Annotated in this window: 13 protein-coding genes; 1 reads left to right on the top strand and 12 read right to left on the bottom strand. The window is 57.3% G+C overall.

All coding sequences use genetic code 11. The annotated features are described in order from the left end of the window. Positions 1-74: 74 nt before the first annotated feature. The 12 genes from ACZYUB_RS09695 to gspC all read right to left on the bottom strand — a co-directional run bounded on the left by ACZYUB_RS09695 (position 75) and on the right by gspC (position 11,296). Positions 75-830, bottom strand: a complete 756-nt coding sequence (locus tag ACZYUB_RS09695) for a type II secretion system protein N (RefSeq protein WP_463947452.1) — start codon at positions 828-830, stop codon at positions 75-77. Then, entirely contained in the window at positions 827-1,303 is a 477-nt protein-coding gene (gene gspM, locus ACZYUB_RS09700; RefSeq protein ID WP_463947454.1) for a type II secretion system protein GspM, read from the bottom strand. The genes ACZYUB_RS09695 and gspM overlap by 4 nt, the downstream gene beginning before the upstream one ends. Further along, the gene (gene gspL, locus ACZYUB_RS09705; protein WP_463947455.1) at positions 1,300-2,484 is read right to left on the bottom strand and encodes a type II secretion system protein GspL; all 1,185 of its coding nucleotides are present in this window, start codon (positions 2,482-2,484) and stop codon (positions 1,300-1,302) included. Before gspL ends, gspM begins: the two co-directional genes overlap by 4 nt. Continuing rightward, positions 2,481-3,479, bottom strand: a complete 999-nt coding sequence (gspK, locus tag ACZYUB_RS09710; protein ID WP_463947457.1) for a type II secretion system minor pseudopilin GspK — start codon at positions 3,477-3,479, stop codon at positions 2,481-2,483. The genes gspL and gspK overlap by 4 nt, the downstream gene beginning before the upstream one ends. Further along, a complete protein-coding gene (gene gspJ / locus ACZYUB_RS09715; RefSeq protein WP_463947459.1) occupies positions 3,476-4,111 on the bottom strand; it encodes a type II secretion system minor pseudopilin GspJ in 636 nt (211 codons plus the stop codon). The genes gspK and gspJ overlap by 4 nt, the downstream gene beginning before the upstream one ends. Further along, positions 4,098-4,457, bottom strand: a complete 360-nt coding sequence (gene gspI / locus ACZYUB_RS09720; RefSeq protein WP_463947460.1) for a type II secretion system minor pseudopilin GspI — start codon at positions 4,455-4,457, stop codon at positions 4,098-4,100. The genes gspJ and gspI overlap by 14 nt, the downstream gene beginning before the upstream one ends. After that, a complete protein-coding gene (gspH, locus tag ACZYUB_RS09725; protein ID WP_463947462.1) occupies positions 4,454-5,107 on the bottom strand; it encodes a type II secretion system minor pseudopilin GspH in 654 nt (217 codons plus the stop codon). The genes gspI and gspH overlap by 4 nt, the downstream gene beginning before the upstream one ends. Beyond that, complete coding sequence (gspG, locus tag ACZYUB_RS09730) at positions 5,108-5,548, bottom strand: type II secretion system major pseudopilin GspG (protein ID WP_463947464.1); 441 nt, start codon at positions 5,546-5,548, stop codon at positions 5,108-5,110. It abuts the gene before it with no gap. Positions 5,549-5,611: 63 nt separating this feature from the next. Next, positions 5,612-6,832 carry a type II secretion system inner membrane protein GspF gene (gene gspF / locus ACZYUB_RS09735; protein WP_463947465.1) on the bottom strand — a complete coding sequence of 407 codons (1,221 nt, stop codon included), beginning with the start codon at positions 6,830-6,832 and terminating at the stop codon, positions 5,612-5,614. Between the two features lie 2 nt (positions 6,833-6,834). Further along, a complete protein-coding gene (gspE, locus tag ACZYUB_RS09740; RefSeq protein ID WP_463947467.1) occupies positions 6,835-8,355 on the bottom strand; it encodes a type II secretion system ATPase GspE in 1,521 nt (506 codons plus the stop codon). A gap of 11 nt (positions 8,356-8,366) precedes the next feature. Further along, a complete protein-coding gene (gene gspD, locus ACZYUB_RS09745) occupies positions 8,367-10,379 on the bottom strand; it encodes a type II secretion system secretin GspD (protein WP_463947469.1) in 2,013 nt (670 codons plus the stop codon). Positions 10,380-10,402: 23 nt separating this feature from the next. Further along, a complete protein-coding gene (gspC, locus tag ACZYUB_RS09750) occupies positions 10,403-11,296 on the bottom strand; it encodes a type II secretion system protein GspC (protein WP_463947471.1) in 894 nt (297 codons plus the stop codon). A gap of 184 nt (positions 11,297-11,480) precedes the next feature. Between gspC and hslR the strand changes: the two genes are divergently transcribed. After that, complete coding sequence (gene hslR, locus ACZYUB_RS09755) at positions 11,481-11,891, top strand: ribosome-associated heat shock protein Hsp15 (RefSeq protein WP_463947473.1); 411 nt, start codon at positions 11,481-11,483, stop codon at positions 11,889-11,891. Positions 11,892-11,916 lie beyond the last annotated feature (25 nt).

The following is an 11,916-nucleotide window of genomic DNA, read 5'->3' on the forward strand; positions in this document are numbered from 1 at the left end:
GAAGCGCCTTTTTATCAGGGAGTTCAGACCCCCCTGCTGATGATTCCCAGAACCGGCGACCAGAGGCACCTCACCTAAATGCGCCCCACATAGTTCAGACGAATCGCACCCTGGCTATCCCGCTGACCAAGAAAATTCATCCCCTGGGCAAACGAGGGCGGCAATTCGACACCCGGTGTCAAGGTACCCTGAAAACTGTAGTTCCCCTTGAAATCCAGCTCGGCACGGCCATTCAGCTTCAGCTGTGGCGAGTCTTGCTGCACCTTGGCTACCCATTTACCCTGTTCACAGCTCAACTGCGCCCTGGCATCGTCCAGGCGCAGAGCGCCCATCGGGCTCTGCACCTCGGCACCACGCCAGAGCAACTTGCCGGTCAGGGTGACGCACTGCTGCGGCGTCACAATCAGCTCAGCCAGCTGCAATCGCACATCGCCCGTGGCGGTCACCGGAACCGGTAAGGGCATTGGCGCCTGGCTCAATAACCAGGCCGCATCTGCACGCAAATCGACATCTCGCCAGCGGATGCCCGAGGCCCAACCTAGCTCAGCTTGCCCCTGCAGCGTATTGCGATCCTTGAATTCCAACTCAATCACAGGGTCAAACAGCAGCACGCGGCTCAGCGGCAGACGCCAGCCCACTTTCTGCAACAATTTGCCCCGCCACATCACCTGTTCGAAATCACCCTGCCAAAGGGTACCACTCGGCCCGCTCAACACCAGGCCTGGTGGTAGCGGAAACCAGGGCAGGACCCGGGCCACCGGGCATTGGCTGAGCAAAAAGAATAGATAACAGGCAACCGCGAATACACCGGTCAACAGGATACGCTTCATTCATTACGCCCCACTTGCAAACGGCGAACCTTCACCATCCCTTTCCCTCCTTCGGCCGCCAACTCAATCATCTGCACCGAGACGGCATAATCCCGCTCCATGATCACCAGCCAGTTCATCAAGCGTTCAAATTCCACCGGATTCAACTCAAGCTGCAGCTGTTTATCCAGCGGCTGGAGTCGGGTCAGGGAGAGCCCCAACTGTTTGGAGGTGGTGGTTGCAACCGCCTCCAACGTGGCCCCCAGATCCGGCTGGCGACCCGTGCGTCCCTGCCCCTGGGGCAGATCGGCTGCCCGGAGCTGCATCCAGGCCAGGGTTCCGCGCTGCACATCCCGCTGCTGCTCCGCTGTCTCGATCCCCTGGATCAGCGGCCGCCACGCTCCCCAATACAGCAGGGCAATCAGCAGCAAAATGCCGCCAACACCCACCAATTGTCGCTCCCGTCCACTGAGGCTGTTCCACCAACTGCTCATGATTTACTCCTCAGGATCAGGGTGCCCTGTACCTTACCGTTGTTACTCTTCATATCCCCCGGCTTGACCGTGAAATCATTGGCCGTCAGCTGGCGAAAGCGATCAAAGTCCTGATAACCATTGCCAGTCGCCTGCAGTCGGAACTCACCTTGTTTCTGATCGAAGCGCAGCTGCTCCAGCGTCAAACCACTGGACTGGGTAAACACCGGCACCAGCTTCATCAACTGACGGATAAAACCCGCTTGCTGGCCCGACGACCCAAGAGCCTGCAGATGTTGCTTCATCTGGGTTTTCGGATTGATCACCCGGGTTTCACCGGGAAACAGCTGTTTGTAAAGCTGGACACTCTGGGCCCGCAGGCTGGCGGCCTCGGCACGAACCTCTTGCCAATAGAGCACCCGATTGCTCACCAGCAGCACCAGCAGAGTCGCTGCCAGCAGTGCCACTTTGCGCCAGGGGCGCCACAGACGTTGCCATTCCGGCTGGATACGATACTCACCACTGAGCAAATTGCCCCGAGCCAGCGGCGCGCCCAACGCCAGCAAACGCATCGGTAGCTCGGCGGGCTCGACCAGCCACTCACCTGGGGCGTCCTGTGGCGGTGCACTGTAGCTGCTGATGGTCGGCAACGGCTCAAAACCGGCCAGTAACACATTCAGCCAAGCCTCTTCGACTTGCATGCCAGCATATTCACTCTGCCGGAATAGCCACTGGTCGCCGAGTTTGACGGCGCTCCAACCCTCATCGGCACGCGGCAACGCCAGCACATCCGGCAGTAACTGCTTGAGGCTCAAGCCTGCAGTCTCGATCCAGCCGAGCCACTGGCTCATGCGCTTATGATCCACCGCCAATAGCGACACCTGCTTGCCCTGGCTGCCTAACACCACCAGATGCAGGGACTCCACATCGCTGGCCACCTCTTCTTCCAGCAGGAACGGCAATGCCTTGAGGCTCTGCCGGGTCAGCTTGCCCGGCAGCGTCACCTCACGGAACAGCACTTCGGAAGAGGGCACCAGACCAATCACAGGTCGGCCACCAGCCCGCTCCTTGAGTAACGCCAGTTCGGCAGCATCAACCAGAGTTCCGCTGGCAATAATTTCCCGTTCACTCTGGGACCACACCAGCCAATGCACTGGATCCGTGGCGCGCACGCCAAGACGGATCACCAAATATTCGTTCACTCCGAGCCTCCGTACTGTCGGCGGATCACGACGACCTTATTGTTACTCTGTCGCTTGAATAGTGTGATGAAGCGCACCTGCACCTCATCCATCTCAATCTGCAAGCGAGCCTCAAAAAAGTAACTCTTCACATCGATGCTTTTTTGCACCTTGTCACCCAGCCCGCTATTGGCATTCATGACCTCGGCAATCGTCATGAAGGTTGTTACTGATTGCCAACCATCCTTGGGACGCGCCTGCAAGACACTCAACGCCTCATCATTGCTCATTTGCCCGAGAAACAGCGCAGACAACAAAGGCGCCTGGGCTTCACGCAAGGTATTGACGTTGACTTTCAACTCGACGGCTGCACCTTGCGCCGTCGGGGGCAGAGCGCAGACAAGAGGCTGCAACCGTCGATAAATGCTGGCACTGATACCACGAACCAGACGTAACTCACTGACATCGACCAACGGCCCATTGGCCGCCAGATAGGGGACCCTCAACGATTGATACCAGGAATCCTCCGCCCCCAGACTGGAAACCAGTTCATCGTCGGTATCCACCCAGTCGCGCAGGGCATCGGTGATCTGGCTGGCATCAAACTCATCGACATTAACAGCCATCAATAAGTGTTTAAAAACATTAGCGTTATATGGCAGATTGCTCTCTGCGGTGGCACTGCCGCCATTGATGGCGTTGAGATCAAAACAAGCTTGTCCGTCTCTCACATCCCCCATGATCACGCCTTCATCCACCGGAAACACCTGGTTGGGGGTAGCCCAGTACTGGCCCAGATGGGTGCGATCTTGACTGTCCTTGATATCCTGATTCAGCGTCTTGATCACCAGGGTTTCCGCGCCCAAGGCGTACCATTTGGCTTGGCTTTGTCGCACCAGATTCGAGGTGCGGAACAGTTCGGTCTGGAAGCGATTGCTGATATTGGCAGCCAGGACCACCATAACCACCAGGATCAGCAGAACCACCAATAACGCGACGCCTCGTTGCTGCTTCATTGGCTTCCCGCCTGCGTCAATAAAAACAACCGCCGCAGCACGCCATAATCAGTGAGCTCCAACTCGAGCTCTATGGCTCTGGGAAGTTGAGCCGTGTTACTCCACTCGGTAGCCCAGAGCCCATTGGCATAGAAACGTAGTTTGAAACCTTTCACGCCATCCAGCAGAGGGGTCACCACAGGTTCGGTGCCGACCGCGGGATCCACATACAGATAGCTCAGCCGCTCCAGCTTATTCTCACGCAATCGATAACCGACCTTCTGCAAGTTGGAGCGTGGTAGTTGAGCACCTGGATTAAACCAGCCATTGCGGACAAAGGAGACCGACCAGTCATCACTCTCCATCTGGAAACGGGCTGCCTGAAACACCACCTTGCTCATCTCGCCATTGGTGCGTGAGCCTCTTGGGACTGCCTGGCTAAAATCCCGCTCCAGCATGGTGAATACCCGCTGCAGCGTTGCCAGGCGCTCGACCTTGATCCTGGTCTGAGCGTCATTTTGCATCACGCCCTGGAGCACCTGATAAGCACTCAGACTCAGTCCTGCCAGGATCACCAACGCCAGCAGCACCTCCAGCAGGGTAAAACCCGCCGAACGGTAACGATCCGCACGAAACCGTTTAGCGGGAGACATAAGTACGCAGTGACATGCGAGGATTTTTGGCCTTTTCTTCACTGCGAACCTCAACATCTAGTGCCCGAAAATTCGAATCCTGGGTTTCCACGCCGCGCCAGCGCCAGTACCAGGTCTGCCCAGCCATCTCTTCCTTGCCTTCGGTCCATGATAAACCCGGCCAGTTCTTACGCAGTGCAACCTCGACCTGGCGGTTATCCGCCACCCAGGTGGCAATGGTCTTTTCTTCCAGCAGAGTCAGACCGACCAGCTGTTGCGACACGGTACGCACCACGGTCAACCCGGCAACGGCAAAAATGGCCAGAGCCACCATCACCTCGAGCAGGGTCATACCGCGGACTCTCATTCCTTCTCCTCGGCTTCCACTTCGGCCCGGGTCAGTACCCGGACTTGGCCGGTTTCATCGCCCCGCAGCTGGATATAGTTTTTATCCAGCTCGTTGGCTTCCTCATCCACGGGTGGCGTCAGCGTCAGCTGGAATGGGGTGATCTCTCCACCGGGCAGCAGCAGGATTTGAGGTTCAGGATTGGTTTCATCGCGTTGGCTAAACCAGTCGACCTTCTCCAGACCAACCCGATTCTCCTCGTTGTCCAGAGCCAGCCCCCCGAGCTCGAGTTCGACTTCGGTGCCCTCCGGGAAGGTGGCTTTGGTCAGCAACTTCTCTTTTTCGTAGTTCACCCAGACTTGATCGTCCCAAGCCGTCGCGACCTGGTTCGGCTCGGTCGTCACGGTCTGATCCGTACTTTTTTGCTGGCGCACCATAAACTGATAGCCGCTCTTGTCGACCCGCAGACCTATGGTGCGCCCCTCCAGCATCGCCTGTTCGGCAATCTGGCTGACCAGAGCCTGCAGGCGCTCGCTCTGGGTCTTGATATCGCCGTCACCCCGGGAACCTACGCCGGGTATGGAGAGTACGACTATGCCGACCGCACAGCCGATAATCACCATCACCAGCATGATCTCAATCAGGGTAAAGCCACGGCTCTTGCTGGGCATTTATTCGTTGCCCTTCTTCTGGTCCATATTCCAGTTACCGATGTCATCATCGCTACCGGCTTCGCCATCCAGCCCCATGGAGAAGACATCGATCTTGCCGTGCTCACCCGGGCTCATCAGTTGGTAGGCATTGCCCCACGGGTCTTGCGGCAGACGACGGATATAGCCGTCCTCCTTGTAATTACGAGGCTCCGGCTCGCTTTGCGGCTTGGTCACCAGGGCTTCGAGCCCCTGCTCCGTGGTCGGGAAGCGGCTGTTGTCCAGCTTGTACATGTCGAGGGCATTTTCCAGCGCCACTATATCGCTGACCGCCTTCTGCCGATCGGCCTGCTCCTTGTTCCCCATCAGGTTCGGCACCACCAGACTGGCCAGAATGCCGAGGATAACGATGACCACCATGATTTCGAGCAGGGTAAAACCACCTTGACGCTGTGTAGACATGAAAAACTCCCGTTATAACGTCGCTAACTTAAAGGCCAGGCGAGCCGGAACGACCCAGGGCCGTTACATGCTCACCATGTTATTCAACTCCAGGATCGGCTGCAGGATCGACATGACGATAAACAGCACGATCGCTGCCATCGACACCACCAGCGCCGGTTCAAACACCCCGAGTGCCAGATTGACCTGACTTTCAAACTCCCGATCCTGGTTATCCGCCGCCCGCTCCAGCATGCTGTCCAACTCGCCGCTGCGTTCACCCGAGGCGATCATGTGCAGCATCATGGGTGGAAACAGCTTGGTCTGCTCTAAGGCCGTGCGCAGGCTACTACCTTCCCGCACCCGCTCCGAGGCGGCCACCAGCCGGGCGCGGGCATAATCGTTGGTCAACACCTCACCACTGATGCGCATCCCTTCCAGCAAGGGTACGGCGCTGGAGTTGAGAATGCTTAAGGTGCGGGCATAGCGGGCAGTATTGATGCCGCGCGCGACCCGACCGATGACCGGTAAACGCAACAGCAAGGCATGATAGCGGATCCGCCGCTCCGGCTTGCGGTTCCACCAGCGGAAAAACAGCAAGGCACACCCCATCAACAGCACCATGCCAAGACCATAGTCACGAACAAAATCACTGGCCCCCATCAGGATGCGGGTCGAGAGCGGCAATTCCTGCTTCATGTGCACGAACTGTTCGACCACCTTGGGTACCACAGAGGAGAGCAGGATCGCGATCACGCCGACTGCGACCAGCGTCAACACAATCGGATAGATCATCGCCTGCATCAGCTTGTTCTTCATCAGCTGGCGCTGTTCGGTGTAGTCCGCCAACCGGTTGAGTACTTTTTCCAGGTGACCGGATTTCTCCCCAGCCGCCACCATGGCGCGATAGAGTTGGTCAAACACCGATGGAAAGGTTGCCATCGCCTCGGCCATGGCATGGCCTTCCAGCACCTTGCCGCGCACCGCCGAGATCAGGGTACGCTGCTTGGGTTTCTCGCACTGTTCGGCTACCGCCTTGAGCGACTCTTCAATCGGCAGGGCAGCCGCCACCAGGGTGGACAGCTGACGGGTGATCAACGCCAGATCGCCGGTACTCACCGACGGTCGAAACAATGAAAAACCGCTCGCCTCCCGTCGGGCTTTTTCTACCGTCTCCGTGACTTCCAATGGTGTCAGTCCCTGCTCACGCAGTTGCTGACGCACCAGGCGCGCGGAGTCAGCCTCCAGCACGCCCTGCTTGCGGCGGCCTTTGGCATCCAGGGCCTGATACTCGTAAGCAGCCATGGCTAATCCTCCCGGGTGACCCGCAGCACTTCTTCCAGACTGGTGATGCCCTGCATCACCTTATCCAGACCGTCGCTGCGAATGCTCGGGGTATGGGCGCGGATCATGCGCTCGATAGCGAGTTCACCCGCTTCGGCGTGGATCGCCTCCCGAACCGCTTCATCCACCAGCAGTAATTCATGGATACCGGTGCGGCCACGATAACCGGAGTAGTTGCACTCCTCGCACCCCTTAGGTCGGTAGATGGTGGGATTGTCCTGCGCTGGAATACTCAGCAACAGTTTTTCCTGCTCGGTCAGCTGATGAGGCTCACGGCAGTGCGGACACAGGGTTCGCACCAGGCGCTGGGCCAGAACAGCCAATAACGAAGTCGACAGCAAGAAGGGCTCAATGCCCATGTCCCGCAAGCGGGTAACCGCGCCGATGGCGGTGTTGGTGTGCAAGGTCGACATCACCAGGTGCCCCGTCAGCGAGGCTTGCACGGCAATTTGCGCGGTTTCCAGATCACGGATTTCCCCAACCATCACCACATCCGGATCCTGACGCAAAATGGCACGCAAGCCGCGAGCAAAGGTCATGTCGACCTTGGTATTAACCTGGGTCTGGCCGACGCCCTCCAGGTCATATTCGATAGGATCTTCCACCGTCAGGATGTTGCGATCCTTGGAGTTGATTTCCGACAGCGCGGCATACAGGGTGGTACTCTTGCCCGAACCGGTCGGTCCGGTGACCAGAATAATGCCATGAGGCTTGCGGATCAGGGTCGAGATATGTTCCCGATTGCGCGCGGTCATGCCCAGCTGTTTCAGTTCCAGACGGACGTTGTTCTTGTCCAGCAAGCGCAATACCACCCGCTCGCCATGGCTGGAGGGCATGGTCGAAACCCGGACATCGACCGCGCGGCCACCAATACGCAGGGCAATCCGGCCATCCTGGGGCACCCGCTTCTCGGCAATGTCCATTTTGGACATGACCTTGATTCGCGACACCAGCAGTGATGCCAGCTTGCGATGCGGGCGCAGAATTTCACGTAACACACCATCGATGCGGAAACGGATGATCAGGTGCCGTTCGAAGGTCTCGATATGAATATCCGACGCCTCTTCCTTGATGGCTTCACTGAGCATGGCGTTGATCAGCCGAATGATCGGAGCATCATCCTCGGCATCCAGCAAATCTTCGTTATCCGGCAACTCTTCGGCCAGGGTGAAGAAGTCGACCTCGTTGCCGATATCCTCCATCATCTGCCGCGCCTCGGATGAGTCGCGCTGATAGCTCATCATCAGGTGCTCATCGAAGGCTTCCGTTTCCAGAAACTCGACCCGGAACGGTGCTCCGGCTACGCGACGCACCTCGAGCAGGGTCTCCGGTGATACACCTGGCCGACACAGAAGACGCAACTCGCCCTCCTGCCCTTCGAGAATGACGCCGCGATCACGGGCAAACGCAAAGTGTAACCGGACTCCATCACCATATTCCGCCTGTGACTCGGCGCCGAGAACCTCCTGTGACTGCTCCAACACCGGCACCTCCCTCACTGGCCTTGGGTCGTAGCACGACCCGCAGCTGCGGCCTCGGCCTGCTTGGTGCGATACTGCTCGATCTCTTTTTGCAACTCAGGCGAAACAGCGGCACCAGAACCATAGGCCGGCATCACTGGCGTGGTTATCTCATCGGGCATCAGGCGCAAACCCTTACTGGCCCGATCCAGTTGCTCGGCGCGGAACATGCTGTATTTGGCGTTGGAAATCCCGGAGTAAGTCACCGGATCCCGCAGGATCACCGGGCGGATAAACACCATCAGGTTACGCTTGGTTTTATCCGTCTTGGTAGATTTGAACAGTTCGCCCAGTACTGGGATATCCCCCAGCAAAGGCACCTTGGAGACCACCTCATTGGTTTTCTCGTCCAACAGACCACCGAGCACCACAGTCTCGCCACTCTTGACCAGCACGGTATTCTTGATGGTGCGCACATTAAAGGTAGAACCAAGATCGCTATTGGCACTGGCGCTATCCACGCTGGAGACTTCCTGTTCTATCTCCAGCAGTACCGAATCGCCTTCGTTGATCTGCGGCTTAAATTTCAACTTGGTACCGACAGTCTTACGTTCGATGGTGTTGTACACCGTTGATGCATCGGTCGAACTCTGGGAACCGGTCTTAACCGGCACTTCCTGCCCGACATTAAACTCGGCTTCCTGGTTATCCATGGTGGAGAGACTTGGGGTCGCCAAGACATCACTCTTGGAATCGGTCTGCAAGGCTGTCAACAAGGCAAACCAGTCACCATGGTAGAAACCCAGTGCCGCCCCCGACACGCCGGCCAGCGCACTCTTGCTCGCATCGCTGGGATCCGAGCCAATCGCATCGACAAAGGTACTAACTGGAAGTGGGGAGGTGGTGCTGTCGGCAAACTGCACCATACCCGCATTGGTATTACCCCATTGCACGCCCAGTTGTGCGCCCGTGCCATTGGCGACCTCGACGATGATCGCTTCGACCAGGACCTGAGCGCGACGGATATCCAGTCGGGAGATCACTTTCTCCAGCTCCTGCATCTCATCGGGTTGGGCGGTGATAACCAGCGCATTGGTCTGTTCATCCGCTTCGATGCTCATCTTTTTAGCAGTAGCAGCACCCGGCTGGCCACCCCCCTGCTTCTTATCCTGAATACTCTTGCTGACACCGGTCAGCACTTCGACCAGATTCTTGGCCTTGGCATATTTCAGGTAATACACCTTGGTGTTGCCGTCATTTTGCTGATCCTTGTCCAACTGCCGGATCATCTGCATCACCCGCTGCCTGGCCTTGGGATCCCCTGATACCACCACGGAATTGGTTCTGTCATCGGCGACCACTTTCGGTGCCAGCAAGGAGCTCATGCTGGTTTTGCCGTCATCCTTGGTCAAGGCACTGATCAGGCGCACGATCTCGGCGGCAGATGCATATTTCAACCGCACTATATCCACATCCTGGTCACCGGCCTTATCCACGCGGCGGACAATATCCACCAGACGATTGACCACCATGGCACGCCCGGTAATCAGCAGTACGTTCGAGGGCTCGTAATGCACCACGTTGCCACCACCGGCATTGTCATTGAGCTGCCGCAACAGCGGCGCCAACTCACGCACCGAGACATTGCGTACCGGAACCACTCGGGTCACCATTTCGTCACCAGAGCCTGGGGCCGCATCATCCACCACCGGGATCCCGGAGGTTTTCGCGGTATTGGAGCGCAGCACCTTGAGCACGCCGTTATCCATGGTCACCACGGAGAAGCCGTAAACATCCAGCACGCTCAGGAAAAACTGGTAATACTGCTCATCGTTTAGCAGGTCATAGCTGCGGACGTTGATTTTGCCACGCACGGAAGGGTCAACAATGATGGTCTTGTTCAGGTTCTTGCCGACCGTATTGATGAACTCCTGAATATCAGTTCCTTTGAAACTGGCAGAAAACTCGGCCGACCGGGCAACCGGACTGCCCAGCAGGGTCGCGGCCAAGACACAGGCCAGTAGCGTAGAGATTCCCTTGTTACTCATTAACTGCGTGACTCCAGTTTTGGTTATTCCGTCAGCTTGATGTAGATATCCTGCTGCTGGCCATTACGCTCCACCGTCAGGTTCATCTCGGTCATCGAGGACAATTGATTCATGATTTGCATAGCCTGGCCATTATCGCGCAGGTCATAGCCATTGATGCTGACCGCCAGGTCATTGGATTGCAGCCCGATCCGATGAAAGAAGGCCACATCCTTGCCGGGATTGATACGATATCCCTGCATCTTGCCGTCCGTCATGATCGGGGAAATGTTGACATAATCGAGCAACTTTCCAGGATTTTTCACTAGATCGTTGCGTAATTGGCCCAGCTCGGATGCGCTGCCGCTCGCCACCGGGGCCGTCGATTGCTGTTGCCCCAGCGCCTTGAACTCTTCACCATCCAGCATCAGGGTCTCATCCTGACCCTGGTTATCCAGGATCACTCGATCCGGTAAAATATCCTGTAACCTGGCCTGAGTACCTGCCACCAGATCCCCGATGCCATAACTCGACTCTTGACCACCATTGATGATGATGGCAATCGACCGATCGGCCTGATTACTGGCCAGCACTCCAGTCAGCGTCAAATTCAATCGCGTGCGCGGCATCGTCTGCTGCCGATCCGCACTGCCGACGACTGGGCGTTTGGCTGCGGGCGCCTCCGCTTTACCAAACAACGCCAGTTGCAGCAAAGAGCGCACATCCAGCGGATTGGCGGCCTGAGGTGCTCCGCTACCACCTGCCAGCGTCGGACGCATCAAGGGTTGTGTGGGCCCCTTGGCCGTAGGCAGCAACTGCCAGGTCAGAGTGGCCAACTGCTGACAACAGAGGATTAGCAAAATCCCGAATGCCCCCTGGCTTAATCGGGATATGGGCAAGCCAGCCAGCCATTTAACAAGACGATCCCGTGGTTCCATGCCTGTTCCCTGATGTCGCAATACCAAAATGACAGAATCCTCGCCCTGCGAACGAGCTCGGTATTCTCACCCGTCAGCTCAGAGCTGACAACCCACCAAGTCCGCGCTAGTTCAAATTCCTGAATCCTGCCAGTCGATATCCTCTGTTATAATCGCTCCGAGTGTCACAAGGTGAGACAATTCGATGACAAAAGCCCAATCCGCCAGCACCGCGGTGCGTCTGGACAAGTGGTTGTGGGCCGCTCGCTTCTACAAGACTCGCGCCATCGCTCGGGCCATGATTGAAGGCGGTAAGGTTCATTACAATGGCCAACGCAGCAAACCCGGGAAAGTGCTTGAAGTCGGAGCCCTGATCACCCTGCGGCAGAGTGACGAAGAAAAAGAAGTCATTGTACTGCAGCTTAGCGAACAGCGGCGCGGCGCTCCGGAGGCTCAACAACTGTATGCCGAAACGGAGTCCAGCCGCATCAAGCGCGAACGTCAAGCCGAGGCCAGACGGCTAAACAACCTGTACGCCCCGCATCCGGATCAGCGACCGGACAAGAAACAACGGCGTCAATTAGTCCGCCTCAAACAGGACAACACTGAGTCATAACCGCAGCCAAGACCATATAGAGAGA

It is taken from the genome of Pseudaeromonas sp. HNCC25DJ182, from assembly GCF_055413365.1.